Raw genomic sequence first — 22761 nt, 5'->3', positions numbered from 1 at the left:
AGGCGCGCTTGCGGGTGCTGCTGGGTGCTGCGGCGCTGCGGCACTGAAACGCCGCGCTTGGTGTGCGCGAGCCTGTCAACAGGCGATTTCCCGTCCATTGCTCGAATGTGAACCCCGTGTTACCTGCTCGTTCTGTGGCGAGTTTCACGCTGTGAGGGCCCACGGCGACCGGAGACCGGCCCCGGAAGCCGGCCGAGGGGCCGACGGCGCCGGCTCGTATGCGATGGGGTTGGCGGCTCAGTCCCCCTCGGCCACCGCGTCCCGCACCCCCGTGAGGAACCCCCGGATCGCGGCCGTCTCCCGCTCGTCGTACGTCCGCAGCAGCCGCACGGTCCGGTCGATCAGCGGTCCGAAGAAGGCCCACCCGAGCTCGACCGCCCCCTCGCTCACCTCGATCACGACCTTGCGCCGGTCCCCCTCCCCGCGCACCCGCCGGACGTGCCCCGCGCCCTCGAGTCGGTCGACCAGTGCGGTCGTCCCCGCCGAGTTCAGCCCGAGCGCGGCCCCGAGCCGCCCTGCCGTCATCTCCTCACGCGCGCGTGCGGCGTCCATGAGGGCGATCAGGGCCCGCACATCCGTCGGGTGCATGGCGTGGCGTTGCGCGAACCGGGCGCTGTGCAGACCGAGTTCGACGGTGACCGCGCGCAGCAGATGGACGACCTCCATCTCGGACCCCTGGGGTGTCGTGTCGCTCATGCCGCTCCTCGGCTATTGTCTCGCTCGTCGAACATCTCGCTCAACGAGATAATAGGGGAGGGCTCGATGAGCACGTACGACGACGACGTTTTCCAGGCGGCCTACGACAAGGTCATGGCCAAGTGGCCCGCGGACCGGGAGGCGGTTCAGGTCCCCACGCCCTTCGGCACGACCCACGTCACCGTGTGCGGACCGGCCGGCGCGCCCCCGCTCGTCCTGCTGCCCGGCGGCGGCGCGACCTCCGCGTCCTGGTACGCCCAGGCCGCCGACCTGGCCCGCAGCCATCGCGTCCACGCCGTCGACCTGATCGGCGACGCGGGCCGCAGCGTCCCGGCCGCCGACCGTCACCCCCGTACGGTCGCCGACCTGGTCGCATGGCTGGACGCGGTCCTCGACGGCCTCGACATCGAGGAGACGGACCTGGGCGGACACTCGTACGGCGCCTTCGTCGCCCTGCACCACGCCCTGCACGCGCGCGTGCGTGAACCGGCGCGGGTGCGCAGCCTGTTCCTGCTGGACCCCACCCTGTGCTTCGCCGGATACCGCCCGGCGTATCTGCTGCACGCCCTGCCGATGCTGCTGCGGCCCGCGCCCCACCGCGTCCGCGCCTTCCTGAAGTGGGAGACCGGGGGAGTGCCGCTCGACCCCGACTGGCTCCGCCTCCAGGAGGCGGCCGCCGGCTTCCCCTCCGTAGCGAAGCCGGTGACCGGCCCGCGCCCGTCCGCCGACGCCCTGCGCGGGCTGGACATGCCGGTCCTGCTGTTCGTGGCCGCGAACAGCAGGACACATGACACGTACAAGGTGACGGCCAGAGCGGGTGAACTGCTGCCGCGCGTCGAGACGGTGGTGGTCCCCGGTGTCTCGCATCACGCGCTGCCGCACTCCGCACCCGCCGAACTGGGCCGCCGCCTCACGGAGTTCCTACGTCGTTGAACCTCACCCCACCTTCTCGATCACGGCTCGGCGGATCAGGAACTTGCCCGGTTCCCGGACCTGCTCGAAGGCGGCGTTGTTCAGCAGGACACAGCTGCCCGAGACCGAAGTGACCTTCACCGTCGTGGACTTGTTGTTGTCCAGGTTGGTGACCTTCAGCGTCGTCCCCGCCGGGAACTGGTTGCTGGACGCGGCGGGCGCACCGCCCTCACCGGAGAGGGTGACCGTGGAGCCGTTGCAGACCTGCTTCCCGGAGGCGGCCGGTGCGTTCGCGGCGGCACTGGGCGCCGCGCTCGGTGCGGCGCTCGGTGCGGCGGGAGCCGCCGGCTGTGCCGCCTGGGAGCCCTGAGCCGACTCCCCAACGGCGCACCCGGACGCCTTCTGCTGCACCTTGATCTGCTCGATGACCGCTTCCCGGTTGGCGATCCGGGCCGCCGACTGCGCGTCCGGAGCGGCGCGTTGGCCGTCGATGAACTTCTGGTTGTTGCCGAGGGCGGTGGCGAGCCCCTGGCAGACGCCCGAGTCGGCCGCCTTCGTCTGCGGTTGCTGCGCCTGGGAGGCACTCGACGTGCTCGCCATGACGAAGGCCCCACCGCCCGCCACCGACGCCGCGCCCAGGAACAGCGCGATCTTCTTGCCTGTACTGAGAGTTCTCCTACGCGACATGCGCGCCTCCTGAAGAGGTAGGGGAGCGTACGCCGCTATGTACGAGATACCGAACGAGGTTACTCAGCGGTTACAGGAGTCACTGAAGTAACCTGCGTCACACCGGACTTCGCCACGCACCTCACACCGAGTCCGGGTCCTCGTACGCGACGACGTTGTCGTCGGCGTACTGGAGAAGGTCCTCGGTCTGCTCGGTGATCGCGGCCTCGTCCTGTTCCGAACCGTCGCTCCACTGCCCGTTGGCGAACACCACGGACCGCACGGTCATCAGTCGCCGGAACACCCCCGCCGCCCCGGGCGGCACCGTCGGCAGCCCGGCCGCCGGCGGCGGATCGAGCGAGACGACCTGATAGGTCACCGGGTCCATCGAGGCCATCGCGAACACCGACGAGGCGTCCTCGACGCGCCGGAAGCTCAGCACGGTCACCGTCACCTGCGAGCGCCGGTCGGCGTCCGTGAACAGCGCGGCGGTCAGCCGCTCGCACCCCTGGCCCTGCTCGATGAGCGCGGCCAGCTCCGGCGACATGCCCTTGGCGCAGTCGGAGGTGGTGGCCAGGTCGACCCGCTCGTACCGGGAACCGTCGGACAGCCGCACGCTCTTCGCCGGGAAGGCCTGCTCCGGGCGGATGACCGGCCGGGAGAGCAGTGAGGGCAGGGCGGAGGGGGCGTCGGAGGGGAGGGTGACCGCGACGGACGGTACGGCCGGGGAGGGGGCGGTGGCGGAGGGGGTGGCCGAGGACGAGGCGGCGGCCGCGCCGTCCCTGCCGCCGTCCGTGTACAGCACGGCGCCCGCGGTGATCGCCGCGACGAGCACGACGCCCGTCCCCGCGGCCACCGCCCGCCGGGTGCGCCGACGTCGGCGTATCCGCTCCTGCTCGACCACCCACTGGGTGTACGGGTCCGGGGCCCCGTACGGCATTCCTTGATCACCGAAGGTCATGGCGGCGGAGGGTAACAGGGCGAGGGCCCTGAACTCCCGCCGCCGGACAAGCGGTTACCTATCGGGCAGAGGGGTCGCCGGGTGGCCTACCGGGACAGGGCGTCCCGGACGGCTTCCTCGCTGCGGCCGACCACCGCAGTGCCGTCGTCCGCCGTGATGATCGGCCGCTGGATCAGCTTGGGGTGCTCGGCGAGCGCCTTGACCCACCGGTCCCGCGAAGACCCGTCCCGCGCCCACTCCTTGAGCCCGAGCTCCTTGGCGTCGGCCTCCTGGGTGCGGGTGATGTCCCACGGTTCGAGGCCGAGCCGGTCGAGTACGGCCCTGATCTCGTCCTCGCTCGGCACGTCCTCCAAGTAGCGGCGGACGGTGTAGTCGGCCCCCTCGGCGTCGAGCAGACTGAGGGCGCTGCGGCACTTGGAACAGGCCGGGTTGATCCAGATCTCCATGGGGTCAAAGGTACCTCTGAGGCGCCCTCAAAGCCCCTGTGGCCAGGGCCTTTTGTCAGTGGTGGGCGGTACACTAGAAGACGTGTTCGAGGGTGTTGGGGGGCTGCCGAACCCTCCGTTTCCGACACCCTCACCGCGACAGGAGGATGCCTGTGCCCGCTGCCGCTCTGAAGCCGTTGCCCACCCAGTCGACCGTCCAGCACCCGGTGTTGCTCGACCTGCCGTACGCCCCCGTGGAGAAGCGCGCGCTGCCGCCGGGGCGGCCCCGCGAGTGGTACATCACGCACAACCGCCGCCTGAAGGCGATGCGGCTCGCCATCGCCCTGCTCGACTCGGGCGTGTACCTGCCGAACCAGGCGCGCAACGAGAAGATACGGAGCACGGCGGAGCTGATCGGCGTACACCCGCCGTCGGACACGACGTGCCACATGGTGCGGGCGCTGATGCGTTACGCGCGCTGAGCTGTGGGGTGCCGGGTGCCGTGTCCCACACGGCACCCGTGACACCTCCTACCCCGCGAGCTCCTTCTCCAGCGGCGTCCGGAAGCGGGGTGTCACCCGGGTCGCCCCCACCCACCCGCGCAGCCGCTCCGCCTCCGCGGCGATGGCCGCCTTCGCCTCCCGCCCGACCCCGTCCTCGGCCAGCAGCCGCCAGACGATCTCGCCGTCGGGCCGCTGGGCCCAGCCGCCCACCACCCGGCCGTTCCACCACACCGTGGGCCCGACATTGCCGCTTCTGTCGAACAGCGGGGGCCGCAGAGCGGGCGCGAGAAACCAGTCCCGCTGCTGCCAGCCCATGGCGGTCGGATCGAGAGCGGGCAGCAGAGCGGCCCAGGGCCGGTCACCCCCCGCCACGGGCTCGGCGTCCCCCCGCGCCACATACCCGGTGCCCTCGTCGAGCGCCACGGCCTCCGCGCCGACCGCCGCCAGCGCCCGCCGGACGTCCGTCACCTTCCAGCCGGTCCACCACTTGAGGTCGTCCTCCGTGGCCGGTCCGCACGCCGTGAGCCAGTGGCGGAGCAGGGACGCCTGGGCCTCGGCCACGTCGAGTTCGGGATGCGGGGGAGCGGCCGCCCACCGGAACTGACTCGAGGTCCAGGACCCCAACGGCCGCCCCCGTACGACCTTCCCCTCCACCCCCAACACCCTCAGCAGCCGGGTCGAGACGGTGTGGACACCCTCGTAGCTCTTCCCGGCGGCGTACACGAACTGCTCCCGCAACCGGGGCTCGTCCTGGGCGAGTTCGGCCGCCGTCGCCTGCCCGCGCCGCTCCAGGGCGGCCAGCGTGGACGCCTCGACGTCCGCCAGCCAGGCGGCGTCCGGCGCCCCCGCCTTGGCCATGTCCTTGACCAGCGAGGCCCGTTCACGCCCCGCCACCGCCAGCCCGGTGGAGGCGTGCACGACCGCGGTCAGCTCCGCGGGGAACACGAACACCGTGTGCCGCATGCTGTGCATCCGCACCAGGGTCCGGTCCTCGTACAACGCGCGCTCGGTCTCCGCGACGGTCTTGCCGGACTCCGCCAGCCGGGCACCGACGGCCAGATGCACGGTCGCCGGATCGGTGCCGTGCAGCGCGACGAGAGCGTCGGCGACCTCCTCGGGCCGCCCTACTCTCGAGCCCTTCGCCAGCCGATGCCGCACTCCCAGCCGCGCCCGCCGCTCCGCCACCCCGAGGTACCGCATCCGACCTGCCCTCCGCCCGCGCAACACCACCGACGCCCCCCATCCTGCCGAACCCCACTGACAACGACGTCTCGACGCGACCCCCCACCCCTCCATGACGCGAACCCCCACCCCTCCACCCCCGTCACCCGATCGCCGTACTCCGCATGCGCGCGCCCCCCTCGCACGCTTCCCTGCGAACAGGAGGTGTCCGACACCAGGGACCAGCCGGCACGGCGAAATCGGGAGGCGCGATGCAGAGGCACGGCGGATGAGCGCCTACGGAACCCCCGGCAGCCCCGGAGCCTCCGGAACCCCCGGAAACCACGGAACCCCCGGACATCACGGAACCCCCGGCATCGCCGGAACCTCCGGCAACCCCAGCCCGGGCGACCGCGCCGCCCAGGGACGGTCCGCCCGCAAACGCGTCCCCCGCTCCGCCCACGCCACCTGGATCCCCTCCCTCGACCGCCCGGACCCCGTCGCCGTCCTGGAACGCCAGGGCCGTGACCGCCTCCCGGAGCTCCTGCCGATCAGATACGGCAGGATGTCGGCCTCCCCGTTCGCCTTCCTGCGCGGCGCCGCCGCCGTGATGGCCACCGACCTCGCCTCCCAGCCCCACACCGGTCTCACCGTGCAGCTCTGCGGCGACGCGCACCTCCTCAACTTCGGCCTCTACGCCTCCCCGGAACGCGCCCTCCTCTTCGACCTCAACGACTTCGACGAGACGTTCCCCGGCCCCTTCGAGTGGGACGTCAAACGCCTCGCCGCGAGCGTCGTCGTGGCCGCCCGCGAGAACGGCCACAGCGAGGCGAAGGCGCACCGGGCGGCCGTGGAGGCGACCGCCGCGTACCGCACGTCGATGCGCCGGCTCTCCCGGCTCGGCGAACTCGCCGTCTGGTACGAGCGCCTGGACGCCGACACCCTGCTCCCGCTCGTCCGCTCCACCCGCCACCGCCGCCGCGCCCAGTCGACCCTCACCCGGGCCCGCCGCCGCACCAGCCTCCAGGCCCTCGGCAAGCTGACCGAGGTCGTCGACGGGCGCCGCCGGATCATCGAGGACCCGCCGCTCCTCGAACGGGCCGGGGTCCCCGACATGGCCGCCCTGCGCAAGATCTTCAGCGACTACCGCTCCACCCTCTCCGAGGAACGCCGCCTCCTCCTCGACCGCTACCGCTTCGTCGACGCCGCCCGCAAGGTCGTCGGCGTCGGCAGTGTCGGCACCCGCTGCTTCATCGTGCTGCTCGCCGGCCGGGACGCGGACGACCCGCTGTTCCTCCAGATCAAGGAGGCGCGGAAGTCCGTACTGGAGGAGCATCTGCCGAGCGGGCCGTACGTCCACCCCGGGCACCGGGTGGTCGCCGGGCAGCGACTGCTCCAGGCCGCCGGCGACATCTTCCTGGGCTGGATGAGCGGACCGCAGGGGCGCGCCTACTACTGGCGGCAGCTGCGTGACATGAAGGGCTCGGCGGAGGTCGCCGGGATGAGCCCCGCGGAGCTCACGACGTACGCCCGGCTGTGCGGCACCGCGCTGGCCCGCGCCCACGCGCGTTCCGGCGACCGCATCGCCATCGCCGCCTATCTGGGCGGCGGCGACACCTTCGACCACGCGATCGCCGAGTTCGCCCGCTCCTACGCCGTCCAGACCACCACCGACCACACCACCCTGGGCGCCGCGATCGCCGCGGGCGTGGTGACGGCGGCACCGGAGGTGTGACCGTACCGCCCCGACAACCCGCCCACACGAGCCTCAGGCGTACCGCTCCAGCAACCCGCCCACATAAGCCTCCAGCCGCCCGCCCAGCACCTCCGGCGTCAGATCGCTCCGCCCCAGTTCGCGCCACGGCCCCGCCAGCTTCGCGGCGTCGGGGGCGTAGCCGAGGGCGTCGAGAAGGCGCCAGTACAAGTGGTCGGCCCCGTCGGCGAGTTGCCGCCCGCCCGCCGCCTCGTACCGTTCCCGGAACGCCAGCCCGTGCTCCGGGCCGTGCAGCAGCGCGAGCGCCGTCGAGCAGTGGGCCACGTCCAGGTCGGCCGGCCCCCACGAGGTCTCCACCCAGTCGACGACCCCGCTGATCCGACCCTCGGCGAAGAGCACGTTCCCGGGGTGGAAGTCCCGATGCAGGAACACCCCGTCGTACGCCGGCGGCTCGCGCCGGATCACATCCACGGCCCGCTCCCACATCGCGCCCTCCGGCACCCGCGCCCGCTCGGGAGACGTCCACGCCTGATACGTCCGCGGCCGTTGTTCCGGTACGACGGCATGGACACGGGCGAGTTGCCCCGCCAGCAGGTCGATGCGTCGTACGAGATCCTCCTCGTCCACCCGCACCCGGCCCGGCAGCCGGGACATCAACAGGCTGGGATGATCGGCGAGTTCGGCGGTGGCGTCCACGGCGAGCAGCTCGGGCGCCGGGACGCCGTCCGCTGCGGCGAGCAGCGTGAGGATCGCCGCCTCGCGGGCGAGGAGCCCGGGGGCGTGGTGCCGGAAGAAGGGCTTCACGAAGGACCGCAGCACCAGCTCCGTGCCGTCGTCGAGAGTGAGCCCGCGCATCTGCGAGCTCCAACCACCCGTCAGGAAACGGGTCGTGGCGACCGTACGGCCCTCGGGGAGCTGCTTGGCCAGCCAGGCGCGGGTCGCGGTCCAGCCGTCGACCAGCAGCGCGTCGGCGAACTCCCGCAGGTCGTCCGGGTGATCGTGGAACCAGACCCCCAACCGGTGTCCGGCGTCCGGGAATTCGACGCGGGTGAACTGCGACCGCGCGGCCAGCGCGTCCTGCACGGCCTCGGTCACGTCGGCCGGGATCACCGGATCGTGCCGCGGCACCGCCAGCACCGCCCGGCCCTCGTACGTCCGCAGCACGTCGAGCGCGGGCGCCTCGCGCCAGCTGTCCGGGGTGCGGATGAGCTCGCTGAACCGCCCGTCGCCGTCCTCGAAGGGCATGTCCCACGCCTCGGCCGCGTACACCGCGGGCGAACACAGGCCGATCGCCGACACGCGCCGCCCGTAGTGCCGTACGAGATCAGCGACCGTCTGCCCGCTCATGCTGAACCCGATCAGGATCAGCGGATCATCGGTCGGGACGCGCGCGTCGATCACCGCGGCGGCCTGCCCGAACCGTCGGCGCAGACTCAACTCCCCTAGCTCGCCACTGCTTTCCCCATGCCCGGAGAAGTCCAGGGCGAGCACACCGCAGCCACGGCCGGTGAACTCCTCCAGCACCGGCGTCAGCCGCGCCTTGCTGCCGTTGCCCGCCCCGTGCAGCACCACGACGGTGGCCCGCCCCGGACCACCACCGCCCCGCACCCCGCTGAGCCGTTCGCCGTCATGACCGAGGGTGAAGGAGGAGAGCATGCCCTCATTCGATCACGGCTCGCCACGGCTCGGCGAGGAAAAGGAGATGCACGCCGAGTGACGGAATCCCTACGCTGGACACCTGTTGCGGAGCCGTCACCTCTGCTTTCCGCAGGGCGGGCGTCACTCTGCGCGTTCAGCACTACGCTGCTGCTCACCCACCCACGCACACGGAGGCCACCGATGGGCACCATCGTCATGGCCGGGACCGCAGTTCTGGTCGTCTTAGGATTCGGGAACCACCTCTACTGGCTCGCCGCCGTCGCCGTGCTGTTCCTGTACATGCAGTACGGGCGCGGGACCTCCGCCACCCCGTCCAAGGGCGGCGGCGCGTCGTCCGGCGGCGGGATGATGCCCAGCGACTACCGCGCGTACCGCGACCGCCGGGACAAGCAGGCCAAGTGGGAGCGCCGCTACCGTCGCGAGCGCCCCTTCGAGTCCCGCCGCCAGGAGCGCGAGAAGAGCACGTGAGACCCGTACGGGTAGTCCCTGGCCGGTGAGGTCACAGGCCGGGGGCGCCCCACACCGGGAACCAGCGGCTCAGATCCTGTTCGAGCCGTAGATCGTCCGCGAGTGCGGCCTTCACCCGCAGCTCCAGTGCGTTGTCCCGCCGCTGCCCGCCCCCGGGCAGCGGCGCGAACGGGTAGAAGGTGCCGCGCTTGTAGAGGTAGACCAGCGCGAGCGTGCGGCCCGCGTCGTCCCGGAAGCCCGCGAGCGAGCACAGCAGCTGCGGGCCGAAGCCGTTGACCTCCATCGAGGAGTTCACCGCGTGCAGATCGTTGACCAGCAGATGCAGCTGGTCGGGGGCGCGCTGGGACACCAGCCAGGAGTAGCCGTAGTCGTCCCGCCGCAGCTCGACCGGAGGGCCGTCACGGTCGGTGTCCGCGTCCAGCAGCGCCTGCACCTCGCGATGCGTCTGCTCGAACGCCGCGCCCTCGACGGTCGCGAAGCACACCGCACCGCTCCCGGACGGGGTGAACCCCGCCGCGGCCTCCAAGGTCACGGCGGCCGACGGCAGGGCGAAGAGCCGGTCGAGATCGGGCGCGACCGGCTTGGTGCGCCCGAGCAGGATGTCCAGCAGCCCCATCCGCTACTCCGACTTCCCGGGCCGGGCCGCCTCGCCCAACTCGGCGGAGATCCGCCCCAGTTGATCGAGGCGCTGTTCCAGGGTCGGGTGGGTGGAGAAGTACCGCTCGATGCCGGGCTCCCTGCCGGTGGCCGGGGTGAAGTAGAAGGCGTTGAAGGCCTGCGCGGTCCGCAGATCCTTGGTCGGGATCCGGGCGAGCTCCCCGGAGACCTTGGTCAGCGCGGAGGCGAGCGCCGAGGGCCGCCCCGTCAGCTGCGCCGCGGCCCGGTCGGCGGCCAGTTCCCGGTACCGGGACAGGGCCCTGATGAGCAGGAAGCTCAGCGCGTACACGGCCGCCGAGACACCCATGACGGCGGCGAAGATCACGGCGGTGTTCTGGTCCTTCCGCCCGCCGAAGACCTGCGAGTAGAACGCGAACCGGACGATGAGCCCGGCGATGACCCCCAGGAACGAGGCGACGGTGATCACGGCGACGTCCTTGTGCGCCACATGCGACAGCTCGTGCGCGAGGACACCCTCCAGCTCGTCCTTCTCCAGCCGCCGCAGCAGCCCGTCGGTCACACACACCACGGCGTGCTCGGGGTTGCGCCCGGTGGCGAACGCGTTGGGCATGTCCATGTGGGAGACGGCGACGACGGGCTTGGGCATGTCCGCGATGGCGCACAGCCGGTCGACGACCCCGTGCAGCTCGGGATACTCCTCCCGCTCCACGACCTGGCCCCGCATCGCGAACAGCGCGACCCGGTCGGAGAACCAGTACTGGGCCCCGAGCATCGCGACCACCACGACGACGACCAGCACCCAGGACTTCAGCAGCACGATCAACGCGCCCACGAAGACGACGTACAACAGCCCGAGCAGGAACAGCGTGACCGTCATCCGCACGGTCAGGCGCCGGTCGCTCCGGAAGCGGCTCTGCATCTGCATCACCCCGCAGTCAGGCACTCGTCCCGACTCCCAGTGTGCACCCGGCCCCACCATGAAGCGGTCGCGAAGAGCTCTGGGACGGGCAAAGGCTCAAGCCGGAAGCCCCGCTTCCAACTTGCGCCGCCTCAGCACCCACAGGCTGAACAGCTCCCGCCCCCGGTCAGTGCCGCAGAGAGTGCCGGGCCGCGTGCCGCAGCTTGTCGTCGGGGTCGTCGATCAGCGCGTCCGCGGCCCGCAGCCGTACGAGCCAGCTGTGCTGACGCAGCAGCCGGAACGCCGAGGCCCGCACCGCCCGGGACCGCCCCGCCGCGAGCCGCCCCAGCAGCCACTCCTCGTCCAACGACCGCGCCGAGGGCACCAGCGCCACCGTCGCCTCCCGCACCACTCCGGGGTCGGGATCGTCGAGCAGCGCCGTGAACCGCGCCAGGTCCGACACGTCCAGGCTCCGCAGCCCCGCCACGGCCCGCGCCCGCACCGCCGCCACCGGGTGCGAGGTCAGCGCCCACAAGACGGCCGCGTCCCTCCGCTCCCCGCACTCCGCGAGCCCACTGACGATCCCCGGCGACACCTCCGCACCGGCACACCGCTCCCGGTACCAGGCCGCCGGATCACCCCCGTACTGCCGCACCACATACCGCGCACAGGCCCGCACCCGCCCCGCCCGGTCCCCGAGGAACGCCTCGGCCCGCTCAGGCATCCCGGCCCGCCGCAACGCGGTGACCCCGGCGGACCGGGCCCGCGGATTCCGCGCCGCGAGCAGCGGTTCCAGTACGTCGTCGTCCGGACCCTCCTGCGCCACGGCAGCCAGCGCGGCATCGGCGCACAGATCCTGTACGACGGTGTCGTCGTCGAGCGCGGCGGCACGGGCGAGTTCGGCGGGGGAGAGGAGACCGCCCGCGATGACCAGACGGTGGGCGTAGCGGCGTACGGCACGGTCGGTGTGCCGGCACAGCGGTGCGAGGATCTCGCGGGGCGCGCTGCTCAGCAGCGCGGTGGCCAGATCGGCGGCGAAGCCGCCCCGCCCGCGGCGCCCCATCCGCAGGAGCAGCGGTGCCAGCCGGGCCGCGCCTTCGGCGTCCAGCAGCTCGGCCAGCCGCTCCCGGGCCCGCTCGTGCACCTGGGGAACCCAGTCGGCGCAGCGCACCACCACCAGCGGGATCAGTTCCGGGTGCTCGCCGACCCTCTCCAGCGCGGACTGCCGGACCAGGCCGTCCCGGTGGCACAGGCCGAGCGCCAGCTGGGACGCGGTGAGCCGGACGCCGCGGGGCAGCAGCCGCCGCTCCCGGCCCAGCACCTTGACGAGCAGCTGACCGCCGGCGGTCAGCTCCCACGCCGACCTCGCCACACGCTCGCCCGGCACCCGGGTGAGCGCCCGTGCCCCGGCGTCCAGCGCGGCCCAGCCGGCCGGGTCGGTCGTGTCGAACGCCTCCCGCAGGGAAGCCCCCTCCGCGAGCCGCACCGCCGCCGCGATCCCGTCCTCGATGTCCACGCCCACGCTGTCGCCCGCCTCTCCACGTCCGGCGAGCGTAAGCGGCCGACCCCTGAGCGGGCGCGCGATTTACCTGCTCAGCGCCATGCCTAGTACGGCGCCCGAAACCCGCTGTACCCCAGCAGCACGATGACCACCGCCACGATCCCGAACACGATCGCCGCCGAGGCCCAGCCCGAACGCGGTCGGGACACCCCCTCCGGGTCGGCGCGGAACGGCTGGGGCTCCGGCGGGTTGTCCTTCCAGCGGGCGGCCAGCATCCGGGCCCTCGCCGAGGGCTCCTTGAGCTCGGCGGCGTCGGCCCAGCGGATGTCGAACTCCCGCTCCTCGTCGTCCCGTTCGGGCATGCCCGTGACCCCCGTCAGCTTTCTTCGAACAGTAGTGCCGGAAACCATACGACGGCGCCCCCGCACCTGGACAACAGGGGCGGGGGCGCCGTGGTACGGACTACGCGTCGATCACACGTCGAAGTAGAGCTCGAACTCGTGCGGGTGCGGACGCAGCTGGAGCGGAGCGATCTCGTTCGCGCGCTTGAAGTCGATCCACGTCTCGATCAGGTCGGACGTGAAGACGTCACCGGCGAGCAGGAACTCGTGGTCGCGCTCGAGGGAGTCGAGAACGGCCGGGAGCGAGGTCGGGACCTGCGCCACGCTCGCGTGCTCCTCGGGAGCCAGCTCGTAGAGGTCCTTGTCGATCGGCTCGGCCGGCTCGATCTTGTTCTTGATGCCGTCGAGGCCCGCGAGCAGCAGCGCCGAGAAGGCGAGGTACGGGTTGCCGGAGGAGTCGGGCGCACGGAACTCGACGCGCTTGGCCTTCGGGTTGGAGCCCGTGATCGGGATACGCATGGCCGCGGAGCGGTTGCGCTGCGAGTACACCAGGTTGATCGGCGCCTCGAAGCCCGGCACCAGACGGTGGTACGAGTTCACCGTCGGGTTGGTGAAGGCGAGCAGCGACGGGGCGTGCTTGAGGATGCCGCCGATGTAGTAGCGGGCGGTGTCCGACAGGCCCGCGTAGCCGGCCTCGTCGTAGAAGAGGGGCTGGCCGCCGGCCCACAGGGACTGGTGGACGTGCATGCCCGAGCCGTTGTCACCGAAGATCGGCTTCGGCATGAAGGTCGCGGTCTTGCCGTTCTTCCAGGCCACGTTCTTCACGATGTACTTGAAGAGCTGGAGGTCGTCGGCCGCGGCGAGCAGCGTGTTGAACTTGTAGTTGATCTCGGCCTGGCCGGCGGTGCCCACCTCGTGGTGCTGGCGCTCGACCTGGAGGCCGGAGGCGGCGAGCTGGAGGGAGATCTCGGCGCGCAGGTCGGCGAAGTGGTCGACCGGCGGGGTCGGGAAGTAGCCGCCCTTGTAGCGGACCTTGTAACCACGGTTGTTCTCGACCGCACCGGTGTTCCAGGCGCCGGCCTCGGAGTCGATGTGGTAGAAGCTCTCGTTCGCCGAGGTGGCGAAACGGACGCTGTCGAAGACGTAGAACTCGGCCTCGGGACCGAAGTACGCGGTGTCGGCGATGCCGGTCGACGCGAGGTAGGCCTCGGCCTTCTTGGCCACGTTCCGCGGGTCACGGGAGTACTGCTCGCCCGTGATCGGGTCGTGGATGAAGAAGTTGATGTTCAGCGTCTTGTCACGGCGGAAGGGGTCGACCCGCGCGGTCGACAGGTCCGCGCGCAGCGCCATGTCGGACTCGTGGATGGCCTGGAAACCGCGGATCGACGAACCGTCGAACGCGAGCTCCTCGTCCGGGTCGAACGCCTCGACGGGCAGCGTGAAGTGCTGCATGACGCCCGGCAGGTCGCAGAATCGGACGTCGACGAACTTGACGTCCTCGTCCGCGATGAACTTCTTGGCCTCGTCGGCGTTCTGGAACATCCAGCTCCTCCTACTCCCGACGGTTCCGTGCCGGGGTGGTAGTTCGTTCGTGCGGCCAGTGCGGTGGCACACGCTGTGCCCGACCCTAGGGACGCGTGATTTCTCAGGCGTGACCCATTTGTTTCGCACAAGTTAACCGGATGCCTTCCGATCCACCCCACCTGTCCGTATCCCGAAACGCGGGCAGTACCGTGGACGGGTGGACAAGAGGGAAGCAATCGGATCGTGGCTCTCCGGCCCCCGTGCGGCCGCCGAGGAAGCCGGTGTGGACTTCGGATACCGCGGTCAGCAGCTGGGGCTGCCCGAGGAGGGGCCGGGCTCCGTCGCCCGGCCGGGACGGCGCCTGGGCGCCCTGGCCGTGGACTGGGGGATGAGCATTCTGATTGCATCCCAATTGATCACTCAGGGCTACAAGGCCCCGGCGACCTCGAACTGGGCGCTGCTGGTCTTCTTCGTGATGAGCGTCCTCACCGTCGCCACCATCGGCTTCACGCCGGGCAGGCGGCTCTTCGGCCTCCGGGTCGTCGAGGTGACCACCGGCCAGGTCAAGCCCCTGCGCGCCCTGCTGCGCTCCGTCCTGCTGTGCCTGGCGATCCCGGCCCTGATCTGGGACCGCGACGGCCGCGGCCTGCACGACCGGCTGGCGGGCACGGTCGAGGTACGGATCTAGGCTCACTGGTTCTTCTACAACGACCCACTGGTTCTTCTACGACGAAGAGGGCGCCCGGAGTGATCCGAGCGCCCTCTTTCTCGTACGACGTCGATCAGCGAGCCTTCGGCCCGCCCTTCGGCAGCTTCATGCCCTTCGGCATGGGCCCCTTCGGGAGCGGCATGTTGCTCATCAGGTCGCCCATCGCGCGCAGCCGGTCGTTGGTGGCGGTCACCTGGGGACCGGTCAGCACCCGCGGCAGCTTGAGCATCGAGGTGCGCAGCTTCTTGAGCGGGATCTGGTCCTCGCCCGTGCCCACGATCAGGTCGTGCACCGGCACGTCCGCGACGATGCGGTTCATCTTCTTCTTCTCGGCGGCCAGCAGGGTCTTCACCCGGTTCGGGTTGCCCTCCGCGACGAGCACGATGCCGGCCTTGCCGACGGCCCGGTGCACCACGTCCTGGCTGCGGTTCATCGCCACCGCGGGGGTCGTCGTCCAGCCCCGGCCGATGTTGTCGAGCACGGCCGCGGCGGCGCCCGGCTGTCCCTCCATCTGCCCGAACGCGGCCCGCTCGGCCCGGCGCCCGAACACGATCGCCGTCCCGAGGAAGGCGAGCAGGAGGCCCAGGATGCCGAGGTAGACCGGGTGACCGATCAGGAAACCGAACGCGAGAAAGACGCCGAGAATGAGGAGGAAGACACCCGCGAGCACCAGGCCGATCGTCTTGTCGGCCCTGCGGGTCATCTTGTACGTCAGGGCGATCTGCTTCAGACGCCCGGGGTTTGCGGCATCCGCCGCGCTGTCACTTCTCGCCATGCGACGAAGTCTACGTGGCCGCGGGAGCGCCGACGACGGCAGTCTCCCGACAGCCGCAGGCGTCACGGACGGGAGGCGAGCGCCTTCTCCAGGACCTGCTGGGCCTCGACCCGGTCCTTGGCGCGGCGGCGGTCCTCCAGGACGGACGTCCAGGCGTTGCGGCGGGCGGTGCGCTGGCCGCTGCTCATGAGCAGCGACTCGACGGCACGGAGTGCATCGGTGAACGACGGGATGGCGGTGGCGCGTACGGGCGCGGCCTGCATGATGGAGGTCCCCCTCAGGGATTGCGGCTCTGGTGAATGGTGCACGGGCTGTACAACCAGGGTCACTGATTGGTGTTACCAGGGCGTGACCGACCGGTCAAACACCAATGAAGCCTTGATATGCGGCCCGAAAACGCTGACGCGGCCCTGATGACGCCCCCATCTGCGGGGACATCCAGGACCGCGTCAATCGGCCACTACCGTGCGGTAGTTGCTTGTGCTCGGATTCACACGGAGTGAGTGGCACTCCGTGCCATCCAGTCGTTCTCCAGCGAGCCTCAGACGGCCTGCGAGGCGACGTAGGAGCCACGCTTCTCGACGGCCATCTGGTAGAGCCGGCCGGCCCGGTAGGAGGACCGGACGAGCGGGCCCGACATGACGCCCGAGAAGCCGATCTGCTCGGCCTCCTCCTTCAGCTCCACGAACTCGTGCGGCTTGACCCAGCGCTCCACGGGGTGGTGGCGCACGGAGGGCCGCAGGTACTGCGTGATGGTGACGAGCTCGCAGCCCGCGTCGTGCAGCTGCTGGAGCGCCTCGCTGACCTCCTCGCGGGTCTCGCCCATGCCGAGGATCAGGTTGGACTTGGTCACCAGGCCGAAATCGCGGGCCTCGGTGATGACCTTCAGGGAGCGCTCGTAGCGGAAGCCGGGGCGGATCCGCTTGAAGATCCGGGGCACCGTCTCGACGTTGTGCGCGAAGACCTCGGGGCGGGACTCGAAGACCTCCCGGAGCAGCTCCGGTACGGCGTTGAAGTCGGGGGCGAGCAGCTCGACCTTGGTGTGGCCGCCCTCGCGCTCCGCGGTCTGCTGGTGGATCTGGCGCACGGTCTCGGCGTACAGCCAGGCGCCGCCGTCCTCCAGGTCGTCGCGGGCGACGCCGGTGATGGTGGCGTAGTTCAGGTCCATGGTGACCACGGACTCGCCGACGCGGCGCGGCTCGTCGCGGTCGAGGGCCTCGGGCTTGCCGGTGTCGATCTGGCAGAAGTCACAGCGCCGGGTGCACTGGTCGCCACCGATGAGGAAGGTCGCCTCGCGGTCCTCCCAGCACTCGTAGATGTTGGGACAGCCGGCTTCCTGGCAGACCGTGTGCAGGCCCTCGCTCTTCACGAGCTTCTGCATGGCGGTGTACTCGGGACCCATTTTCGCCCGGGTCTTGATCCACTCGGGCTTGCGCTCGATGGGGGTCTGGGCGTTCCGGACCTCCAGGCGCAGCATCTTGCGTCCGTCGGGTGTGACTGCGGACACATCGGCTCCCTGTAGCTTCGATTCTTCGGCGTACACCAGGGTACGCCCGTGTTTTCCAGGGCCCTACAGCAGAGGCCAACCTCTCGGCTGCGGGCCCCATTCCCCACCCTCAGACGGTCGCCCGTTCAATCTCGCGGGGCTTCAGATCGGCGTTCTCCAGCACATCCCGCAGATGCCGCTCCACCACCGGCAGCACCTCGTCGATCGTCACGTCCCGGCCCAGCTCGTTCGCCAGCGACGCCACGCCGGCGTCGCGAATGCCGCACGGGATGATCCGGTCGAACCACCGGTTGTCCGGGTTCACGTTCAGCGCGAAGCCATGCATCGTGACGCCCTTGGCGACCCGGATGCCGATCGCCGCGATCTTGCGGTCCTCGCGCCGCTGCCCGGCGTTGGACGGGGCGTACTCGGGCCCGTTCATCCGCGGGTCGAACTCCTCGTCGTGCAGCCGGGGGTCGAAGTCCAGCGACAGTCCGCCGAGCGAAGGGCGCTGCTCGACCGGGTCGCCGAGCACCCACACCCCGCTGCGACCCTCGACCCGGCTGGTCTCAAGACCGAACTCGGCGCACGTGCGGATCAGGGCTTCCTCGAGGCGTCGTACATGCGCCACGACGTCCACCGGACGCGGCAGCTTCTGGATCGGGTAGCCCACCAGCTGTCCCGGCCCGTGCCAGGTGATCTTGCCGCCGCGGTCCACGTCGACGACCGGCGTGCCGTCGAGCGGGCGTTCGTTGTCGGCCGTGCGCCGGCCGGCCGTGTAGACCGGCGGGTGTTCGAGGAGCAGGACGGTGTCGGGGACCTCGTCCGCGAACCGCGCCGCGTGCACCCGGCGCTGCTCGTCCCACGCCTCCTGGTACTCGACGGCGTCCGCGCCGAACCCCATACGGACGAACCGCAACTCACTCACGGCAAGCGCCTCCCTAGCACGACCGGCTGTCGTAAGGCACGAAACGTGCCTACGCCACTGTACGACTCGCCGTCGCGCGTCAGCCGTGCGGTCAATCCTCACACGATCGGATGAACGAACGTGGAAGTGTGCGATCGTCTGCTCACTCTCCGCTACATTCACGCCGTCCTATAGAGGCCATAAGGGCTGCTCACAGGCAATCCGGGCAGGAGACACCACCGCAGATGACGGAACGACCCGCGCAGCGCACTCCCAACCGCCAGCTCGCCGCGCTCATCGCAGAAGCGGGGTTCTCCAACGCGGGACTCGCCCGTCGAGTGGATCAACTCGGTCTGGAACACGGGCTTGATCTGAGATACGACAAGACATCGGTCACCCGGTGGCTGCGCGGCCAGCAGCCCCGCGGCACCACCCCCGCCCTCATCGCCGAGGTCTTCACCCGCCGCCTCGGCCGGCGCCTCAGCGCCCAGGACCTGGGACTGGACGCCTGCGCCCCCGTCTACGCGGGCCTGGAGTTCGCGGCCTCCCCCGAGGAGGCCGTCGACATCGTCAGCGGGCTGTGGCGCAAGGACTCCGGCAGCCACGCCGAGCTGCGGAAGATCGCCTTCACCCCGGCGGGCCTCGTCGTCCCCAGCCGCGACTGGCTGATCGGCCGGGCCGACGACAAGGTCGCCCGCGGCGAACCCCCGCTGCGCGTCCCCGCCCAGGGCCGCCCCGCCGTGCCCCGGCAGCGCGGCGCCGAACGCGGCCCCGGCCAGAAGGTCACCGGCGGCGACATCGCCGCGCTCCGCTCGGTCGGCGAGCTCTTCCGCTCCCTCGACAACATGTACGGCGGGGGCCACGCCCGCCAGGCCCTTGTGCGCTACCTGGAGCACGAGTGCGAGCCGATGCTGCGCGGCACCTACGGCGAACAGACCGGCCGCCGCCTGTTCGCGGCCGCCGCCGACCTGACCAGGCTCGCGGGCTGGACGTCGTACGACATCGCGGCGCACGGGCTCGCGCAGCGGTACTTCGTGCAGTCGCTGCGGCTCGCGCAGGCGGCCGCGGACCGGGCCTACGGGTCGTACGTGCTGATCACGATGAGCCGGCAGGCGGTCTATCTCGGGCACGGGCGCGAGGCGGTCCAGCTCGCGCGGGTCGCCCAGCAGGGGCTCGGGACCAACGCCCCGCCGGTCGTGCAGGCGCTGCTGCACGCCGTCGAGGCGCGCGGGCACGGGGTGCTCGGCGAGGTGCGGAACTGCACGGGCGCGCTCGTCCGTGCCGAGCGCGCCCTGGAGGCGGCCCGGCCCGGTGACGAAGTCCCGTACTGGGCCCGCTTCTTCGACGAGGCACAGCTCGCCGACGAGCTCGGGCACGCGCACCGGGACCTTCAGCAGTTCCGCGCGGCGGCGCAGCATGCCGAGCGGTCGCTTCAGCTGCGGGCGCCGGCGTACGCCCGCAGCCGGCTCTTCTGCCGGGTCGTCCTCGCCTCCGCCCGGCTCGGCCTGGGCGAGCTCGATCAGGCCTGCGCGCTGGGGGCGGAGGCGGCCGGTGCCGCCGCGGAGATGCGGTCGGTGCGGGCGATCGAGTATGTGAGGGACTTCGAGCGGAGGCTGGAGCCGTACAAGGACGCTGCGCCGGTGCGGGGTTATCGGGACAAGGTGGCCGCGTTGGGTTAAGCGGCCTCGGCCGAGGGGAGCGGGTCCGCCCTGTGCATCGAGCCCCTTGCGCCGAGGTCCGTCAGTAGCGCTGTCGCCGCCCTGTGCGCCGAATGCAGTGCCCCCTGGACCGTGCTCGTGTCCCGGTGGTCGCCGCAGACGTACAGGCCCGCCAGGAGGCGTACCGGGCGGCGCAGGTCGTGGGGGGCCCGCATCGTCGGGACCGCCTCCGGGGTGTGGTGGACGGCGAGGGTTTCCCAGCGGGCCGTCGACGTGCCGTAGAGGCGGGCCAGGTGCATGCGTACGGCGGTCTCGACGTCCGGCGGGGGCGGGCCGAGGACGGTCGAGGAGACCAGGGCGCGGCCCGCGGGGGCGCGGCTCGGGTCCACCTGGCTGATCACCGCCGTGTGGGCCACGGGGCCGCCGCGGTCCGCGTCCAGCAGCAGCGCGGTGCCGGTCGTCGGCGGCTCGTCGGTGGTGTGGTGGACCACCGTCACCTGATGGAAGTCCGGTACGCGCAGGCCCGGCAGCAGCTCCGCGGCGGCGCGCGCGTCGGTCGCCAGCAGGACCGCACGGCAGCGGAACTCGCCGTGCTCGGCGGTGGTCACCGTGTTCGTCGAGACCGAGGTGACCCTGACCCCGGTGTGCACCGTCCCCGGCGGCAGCGAGCGCGCCAGCAGCTCCGGCAGGACCTCCGCCCCGCCCTCCGGCACACACAGCCGCCCGCTCGCGAAGGAGCGCAGCGCGAGGTCCGCGCAGCGGCTTGACGTCGTCAGCTCCGGGTCGCACAACAGGGCGGCGAGCAGTGGCCGCAGGAACCCGTCGATCGTGCGGGCGGGCAGACCGCGGGCGGCGAGGCCCCGGGCGGCGGGGAGTTCGGGGCGGGCGAGGAGGCGCTCGACGGGGGCGCTCGCGATCCGGGCCAGCGCGGCGCCGAGGCGGGCCTGGTCGACGGCGGTGCCCAGCGGAGCGGTGCCGCCGCGGGGGAGCGCTGTGGGACGCGGCGCCGGGCGTGGGGCGCTCGCCAGGGCGCGTACGGCGTGGAGTGCGCCCCGCGCGCTCCTCGTGCTCCGTACAGCGCCTCCCACGGCGCTCCCCGTGTTCGCCGGGGTGGCGCCCGCGCGATGGTGGCGTCCGTCGCTGTGCAGCAGGACACCGGGGGCGAAGGGGCGCAGCACCAGCCCGTCGAGCCCTGGTGTCAGGCGCAGTTCGGGATACGCCGTGGACAGCAGCTGCCCGATGCGGTCGAGCCGGAAGCCGTCGACCTTCTCCGTCGACATACGGCCGCCCACGTCATGGGCGGCCTCCAGGACTGCGGTCGTCACTCCTGCGCTGGTCAGCCGATGCGCCGCGGAGAGCCCGGCGACCCCGGCTCCCACGATCACGACGTCCGCCTGGTACGCGGGCTCAAGCACGTGCCCCTCCTCGAGGTTGCGCGGCCGGTGGAGACGTCATGCCCCCAACAGGCTCCGGGGATACCCGAGTTCGGCTTGAGGTTAAGGCCGTGATCGGTCAGGGACAGTCGCGCATGAACAGGGCACGGTCGCACGGCGGTCGCATACGGTCACGCCACGGCCTTCAAGGCTCCCTCGATCTCCGGGAACGCGAATGTGAACCCCGCCTCCAACAGCCGCTTGGGCACCACCCGTTGACTCCCGAGGACGTCCCCGGCCATGTCGCCGAGCACCGTCCGCAGCACCGGCGCCGGCACCGCGAACACCGTCGGCCGGTGCAGCACGCGCCCCATCGCCTCGGTGATCTCCCGGTTGGTCAGCGGGGTCGGCGCGGTGAGGTTGAACGGCCCCGACAGCCCGTCGGTGTCGATGAGATACCGGATCGCGGCCACCTCGTCGTGCAGCGCGATGAACGACCAGTACTGCCGTCCGTCGCCCAGCCGCCCCCCGAGCCCCGCCTTGAACAACGGGAACAAACGCCCCCAGGCCCCGCCACCGCGCGCCACCACCAGCCCGGTCCGGGTGAACACCGTCCGCACGCCCGCCTCCTGGGCCGGAGCCGCGGCGCCCTCCCACTCCACGCACACCTCGGGCAGGAAACCCTCGCCGGGCGGCGCGCTCTCGTCCACGACCCGGTCGCCGGTCTCGCCGTAATAGCCCATGGCGCTGCCGTTGACGAAGACCCGCGGCGGCACGTCGAGCGAGGCGACGGCCTTCGCCAGCGCCGCCGTGCCGTGCACCCGGCTGGACCGGATACGCGCCTTGTACGCCTCCGTCCACCGCCGGTCCCCGACCCCCGCACCCGCGAGGTTGACCACCACATCGCACCCGGCGAGCCCGGCCGCGTCCACCGTCCCGCCCTCGGGATCCCAGCGCACCTCGCCCTCCCCGCGCGGCACGTGCCGGACGAGCCGCACCACCTCATGACCGTCCGCCGTCAGGGAGCGCACCAGGGCACTGCCGATGAGACCGGACGCACCGGCCACCGCGATTCGGGAAGGCTGCATGCCGCCCATTCTGCGCCGGGACGGCCCAAAAACCTTCGCCGCAGGGCGGAACCCGCGCCCGGGGCACCTGGAAAACTCGTCGCCAGAGGGCGGATCCCGCCCCGGTACCCGGCCAACCCGTCGCCGCAGGGCGGCCGGACCCTGCGCCCGGGCACGCGGAAAACCCGTCGCCGAGTAGTGGACCCGCCGCCTTAGGCTGACGGTCATGTCCGAGCCGTACATACGCCGCGCCCTGCCCGCCGACGACGAGGAACTGGGGCGTCTCGACCGCGCGACCTGGTCACCGCTGCACGCGGTGATGCCCGAACCGCAGCCGCCCTACGGGCCGTTCTTCGACGAGCGGCACAGCCCCGACGACCACCTGGTCGCCGAACTCGACGGCCGCGTCGTCGGCTACGTCCGCCTCGCTTTCCCCACCCCGCTCGCCGCGAACGCCCACGTCCGCCAGATCCAGGGCCTCGCCGTCGCCGAGGAGGCCCGCGGCCGGGGCGTCGGCCGGGCGCTGATCCGCGCGGTCACCGAGGAGGCCCGCCGCCGCGGCGCCCGCCGCCTCACGCTGCGCGTCCTGGGCCACAACACCCCGGCCCGCAAGCTCTACGAGTCCGAGGGCTTCGTCGTCGAGGGCGTGCTGCCGGAGGAGTTCCTGATCGCCGGTGAGTACGTCGACGACGTGTTCATGGGCCGCAGCCTCTGAGGCTCGGCAGTCCCTGGTTCAGCA

General features: G+C 71.7%; 24 protein-coding genes. 7 read left to right on the top strand and 17 right to left on the bottom strand.

Features of this window, described 5'->3' with window-relative positions:
• Nucleotides 1-237: 237 nt before the first annotated feature.
• A complete protein-coding gene (locus CRP56_RS12125; RefSeq protein WP_097263163.1) occupies nucleotides 238-696 on the bottom strand; it encodes a MarR family winged helix-turn-helix transcriptional regulator in 459 nt (152 codons plus the stop codon).
• Nucleotides 697-762: 66 nt separating this feature from the next.
• On the opposite strand from CRP56_RS12125, the gene CRP56_RS12120 reads away from it, so the two are divergent.
• Nucleotides 763-1629 (top strand): alpha/beta fold hydrolase, encoded by an 867-nt coding sequence (locus tag CRP56_RS12120; RefSeq protein ID WP_097263161.1) that lies wholly within the window; start codon nucleotides 763-765, stop codon nucleotides 1627-1629.
• A 3-nt stretch (nucleotides 1630-1632) separates the two neighbouring features.
• On the opposite strand, the gene CRP56_RS12115 is transcribed toward CRP56_RS12120, so the two are convergent.
• From CRP56_RS12115 to CRP56_RS12105, 3 genes are all read right to left on the bottom strand, one after another.
• Nucleotides 1633-2295: a hypothetical protein gene (locus CRP56_RS12115; protein ID WP_097263158.1), complete on the bottom strand. Its 663-nt coding sequence runs from the start codon at nucleotides 2293-2295 to the stop codon at nucleotides 1633-1635.
• 121 nt (nucleotides 2296-2416) lie between these two features.
• On the bottom strand, nucleotides 2417-3235 hold the full coding sequence (locus CRP56_RS46660; protein ID WP_143664896.1) for a hypothetical protein: 819 nt from the start codon (nucleotides 3233-3235) through the stop codon (nucleotides 2417-2419).
• An 86-nt stretch (nucleotides 3236-3321) separates the two neighbouring features.
• A complete protein-coding gene (locus CRP56_RS12105) occupies nucleotides 3322-3681 on the bottom strand; it encodes an arsenate reductase family protein (protein WP_097263155.1) in 360 nt (119 codons plus the stop codon).
• A 152-nt stretch (nucleotides 3682-3833) separates the two neighbouring features.
• On the opposite strand from CRP56_RS12105, the gene CRP56_RS12100 reads away from it, so the two are divergent.
• The gene (locus tag CRP56_RS12100) at nucleotides 3834-4142 is read left to right on the top strand and encodes a hypothetical protein (RefSeq protein ID WP_097263152.1); all 309 of its coding nucleotides are present in this window, start codon (nucleotides 3834-3836) and stop codon (nucleotides 4140-4142) included.
• A gap of 48 nt (nucleotides 4143-4190) precedes the next feature.
• On the opposite strand, the gene CRP56_RS12095 is transcribed toward CRP56_RS12100, so the two are convergent.
• Complete coding sequence (locus CRP56_RS12095; RefSeq protein WP_097263149.1) at nucleotides 4191-5363, bottom strand: winged helix DNA-binding domain-containing protein; 1173 nt, start codon at nucleotides 5361-5363, stop codon at nucleotides 4191-4193.
• A 250-nt stretch (nucleotides 5364-5613) separates the two neighbouring features.
• On the opposite strand from CRP56_RS12095, the gene CRP56_RS12090 reads away from it, so the two are divergent.
• On the top strand, nucleotides 5614-7059 hold the full coding sequence (locus CRP56_RS12090; RefSeq protein WP_097263146.1) for a DUF2252 family protein: 1446 nt from the start codon (nucleotides 5614-5616) through the stop codon (nucleotides 7057-7059).
• Between the two features lie 33 nt (nucleotides 7060-7092).
• Here CRP56_RS12090 and CRP56_RS12085 read toward each other — a convergent pair whose 3' ends face one another.
• Nucleotides 7093-8694, bottom strand: coding sequence for an alpha/beta fold hydrolase (locus CRP56_RS12085; protein ID WP_097263144.1), 1602 nt, complete (start codon nucleotides 8692-8694; stop codon nucleotides 7093-7095).
• Nucleotides 8695-8877: 183 nt separating this feature from the next.
• Here CRP56_RS12085 and CRP56_RS12080 point away from each other — a divergent pair, with 183 nt between their 5' ends.
• Nucleotides 8878-9165 carry a hypothetical protein gene (locus tag CRP56_RS12080; RefSeq protein WP_097263142.1) on the top strand — a complete coding sequence of 96 codons (288 nt, stop codon included), beginning with the start codon at nucleotides 8878-8880 and terminating at the stop codon, nucleotides 9163-9165.
• 31 nt (nucleotides 9166-9196) lie between these two features.
• Here CRP56_RS12080 and pspAB read toward each other — a convergent pair whose 3' ends face one another.
• The 5 genes from pspAB to glnA all read right to left on the bottom strand — a co-directional run bounded on the left by pspAB (nucleotide 9197) and on the right by glnA (nucleotide 14065).
• Nucleotides 9197-9781 (bottom strand): PspA-associated protein PspAB, encoded by a 585-nt coding sequence (pspAB, locus tag CRP56_RS12075; RefSeq protein ID WP_097263139.1) that lies wholly within the window; start codon nucleotides 9779-9781, stop codon nucleotides 9197-9199.
• A 3-nt stretch (nucleotides 9782-9784) separates the two neighbouring features.
• Nucleotides 9785-10708: a zinc metalloprotease HtpX gene (gene htpX, locus CRP56_RS12070; protein WP_097263136.1), complete on the bottom strand. Its 924-nt coding sequence runs from the start codon at nucleotides 10706-10708 to the stop codon at nucleotides 9785-9787.
• A gap of 160 nt (nucleotides 10709-10868) precedes the next feature.
• Nucleotides 10869-12203, bottom strand: coding sequence for a hypothetical protein (locus CRP56_RS46655; protein WP_257040696.1), 1335 nt, complete (start codon nucleotides 12201-12203; stop codon nucleotides 10869-10871).
• An 83-nt stretch (nucleotides 12204-12286) separates the two neighbouring features.
• Complete coding sequence (locus tag CRP56_RS12060) at nucleotides 12287-12544, bottom strand: SCO2583/SCO2584 N-terminal domain-containing protein (protein WP_059191345.1); 258 nt, start codon at nucleotides 12542-12544, stop codon at nucleotides 12287-12289.
• Nucleotides 12545-12655: 111 nt separating this feature from the next.
• Entirely contained in the window at nucleotides 12656-14065 is a 1410-nt protein-coding gene (gene glnA, locus CRP56_RS12055; RefSeq protein WP_059191344.1) for a type I glutamate--ammonia ligase, read from the bottom strand.
• 199 nt (nucleotides 14066-14264) lie between these two features.
• On the opposite strand from glnA, the gene CRP56_RS12050 reads away from it, so the two are divergent.
• Nucleotides 14265-14735 (top strand): RDD family protein, encoded by a 471-nt coding sequence (locus tag CRP56_RS12050; protein ID WP_097263133.1) that lies wholly within the window; start codon nucleotides 14265-14267, stop codon nucleotides 14733-14735.
• Between the two features lie 94 nt (nucleotides 14736-14829).
• On the opposite strand, the gene CRP56_RS12045 is transcribed toward CRP56_RS12050, so the two are convergent.
• From CRP56_RS12045 to lipB, 4 genes are all read right to left on the bottom strand, one after another.
• A complete protein-coding gene (locus CRP56_RS12045; RefSeq protein WP_097263131.1) occupies nucleotides 14830-15531 on the bottom strand; it encodes a DUF4191 domain-containing protein in 702 nt (233 codons plus the stop codon).
• Nucleotides 15532-15593: 62 nt separating this feature from the next.
• On the bottom strand, nucleotides 15594-15794 hold the full coding sequence (locus CRP56_RS12040; RefSeq protein WP_079312874.1) for an SCO2195 family GlnR-regulated protein: 201 nt from the start codon (nucleotides 15792-15794) through the stop codon (nucleotides 15594-15596).
• A gap of 278 nt (nucleotides 15795-16072) precedes the next feature.
• Entirely contained in the window at nucleotides 16073-17038 is a 966-nt protein-coding gene (gene lipA, locus CRP56_RS12035; RefSeq protein WP_097263128.1) for a lipoyl synthase, read from the bottom strand.
• A gap of 109 nt (nucleotides 17039-17147) precedes the next feature.
• Nucleotides 17148-17945, bottom strand: coding sequence for a lipoyl(octanoyl) transferase LipB (gene lipB, locus CRP56_RS12030; RefSeq protein WP_097263125.1), 798 nt, complete (start codon nucleotides 17943-17945; stop codon nucleotides 17148-17150).
• A gap of 224 nt (nucleotides 17946-18169) precedes the next feature.
• Here lipB and CRP56_RS12025 point away from each other — a divergent pair, with 224 nt between their 5' ends.
• Nucleotides 18170-19603 (top strand): regulator, encoded by a 1434-nt coding sequence (locus tag CRP56_RS12025; protein WP_097263124.1) that lies wholly within the window; start codon nucleotides 18170-18172, stop codon nucleotides 19601-19603.
• On the opposite strand, the gene CRP56_RS12020 is transcribed toward CRP56_RS12025, so the two are convergent.
• Both CRP56_RS12020 and CRP56_RS12015 read right to left on the bottom strand, forming a co-directional pair.
• Nucleotides 19600-20997 (bottom strand): NAD(P)/FAD-dependent oxidoreductase, encoded by a 1398-nt coding sequence (locus CRP56_RS12020; RefSeq protein ID WP_097263122.1) that lies wholly within the window; start codon nucleotides 20995-20997, stop codon nucleotides 19600-19602. The two genes, CRP56_RS12025 and CRP56_RS12020, sit on opposite strands and share 4 nt — an antisense overlap.
• A 149-nt stretch (nucleotides 20998-21146) precedes the next feature.
• Nucleotides 21147-22043, bottom strand: coding sequence for a TIGR01777 family oxidoreductase (locus CRP56_RS12015; protein ID WP_179850993.1), 897 nt, complete (start codon nucleotides 22041-22043; stop codon nucleotides 21147-21149).
• A 205-nt stretch (nucleotides 22044-22248) separates the two neighbouring features.
• Here CRP56_RS12015 and CRP56_RS12010 point away from each other — a divergent pair, with 205 nt between their 5' ends.
• A complete protein-coding gene (locus CRP56_RS12010; protein WP_179850992.1) occupies nucleotides 22249-22737 on the top strand; it encodes a GNAT family N-acetyltransferase in 489 nt (162 codons plus the stop codon).
• Nucleotides 22738-22761: the final 24 nt, after the last annotated feature.

It is taken from the genome of Streptomyces sp. TLI_55, from assembly GCF_900206255.1.
GTDB classification, from domain to species: domain Bacteria; phylum Actinomycetota; class Actinomycetes; order Streptomycetales; family Streptomycetaceae; genus Streptomyces; species Streptomyces aquilus.
The sequence above is the reverse complement of the archived record's forward strand: the minus strand, read 5'-3'. Positions and strand labels throughout refer to the sequence as shown.

What these genes read in the sequence shown, in the direction of transcription:
- CRP56_RS12125 (WP_097263163.1), bottom strand. Translation starts at nt 696, where the DNA reads ATGAGCGACACGACACCCCAGGGGTCCGAGATGGAGGTCGTCCATCTG.
- CRP56_RS12120 (WP_097263161.1), top strand. Translation starts at nt 763, where the DNA reads ATGAGCACGTACGACGACGACGTTTTCCAGGCGGCCTACGACAAGGTC.
- CRP56_RS12115 (WP_097263158.1), bottom strand. Translation starts at nt 2,295, where the DNA reads ATGTCGCGTAGGAGAACTCTCAGTACAGGCAAGAAGATCGCGCTGTTC.
- CRP56_RS46660 (WP_143664896.1), bottom strand. Translation starts at nt 3,235, where the DNA reads ATGACCTTCGGTGATCAAGGAATGCCGTACGGGGCCCCGGACCCGTAC.
- CRP56_RS12105 (WP_097263155.1), bottom strand. Translation starts at nt 3,681, where the DNA reads ATGGAGATCTGGATCAACCCGGCCTGTTCCAAGTGCCGCAGCGCCCTC.
- CRP56_RS12095 (WP_097263149.1), bottom strand. Translation starts at nt 5,363, where the DNA reads ATGCGGTACCTCGGGGTGGCGGAGCGGCGGGCGCGGCTGGGAGTGCGG.
- CRP56_RS12090 (WP_097263146.1), top strand. Translation starts at nt 5,614, where the DNA reads ATGAGCGCCTACGGAACCCCCGGCAGCCCCGGAGCCTCCGGAACCCCC.
- CRP56_RS12085 (WP_097263144.1), bottom strand. Translation starts at nt 8,694, where the DNA reads ATGCTCTCCTCCTTCACCCTCGGTCATGACGGCGAACGGCTCAGCGGG.
- CRP56_RS12080 (WP_097263142.1), top strand. Translation starts at nt 8,878, where the DNA reads ATGGGCACCATCGTCATGGCCGGGACCGCAGTTCTGGTCGTCTTAGGA.
- pspAB (WP_097263139.1), bottom strand. Translation starts at nt 9,781, where the DNA reads ATGGGGCTGCTGGACATCCTGCTCGGGCGCACCAAGCCGGTCGCGCCC.
- htpX (WP_097263136.1), bottom strand. Translation starts at nt 10,708, where the DNA reads ATGCAGATGCAGAGCCGCTTCCGGAGCGACCGGCGCCTGACCGTGCGG.
- CRP56_RS12060 (WP_059191345.1), bottom strand. Translation starts at nt 12,544, where the DNA reads ATGCCCGAACGGGACGACGAGGAGCGGGAGTTCGACATCCGCTGGGCC.
- glnA (WP_059191344.1), bottom strand. Translation starts at nt 14,065, where the DNA reads ATGTTCCAGAACGCCGACGAGGCCAAGAAGTTCATCGCGGACGAGGAC.
- CRP56_RS12045 (WP_097263131.1), bottom strand. Translation starts at nt 15,531, where the DNA reads ATGGCGAGAAGTGACAGCGCGGCGGATGCCGCAAACCCCGGGCGTCTG.
- CRP56_RS12040 (WP_079312874.1), bottom strand. Translation starts at nt 15,794, where the DNA reads ATGCAGGCCGCGCCCGTACGCGCCACCGCCATCCCGTCGTTCACCGAT.
- CRP56_RS12025 (WP_097263124.1), top strand. Translation starts at nt 18,170, where the DNA reads ATGACGGAACGACCCGCGCAGCGCACTCCCAACCGCCAGCTCGCCGCG.
- CRP56_RS12015 (WP_179850993.1), bottom strand. Translation starts at nt 22,043, where the DNA reads ATGCAGCCTTCCCGAATCGCGGTGGCCGGTGCGTCCGGTCTCATCGGC.
- CRP56_RS12010 (WP_179850992.1), top strand. Translation starts at nt 22,249, where the DNA reads ATGTCCGAGCCGTACATACGCCGCGCCCTGCCCGCCGACGACGAGGAA.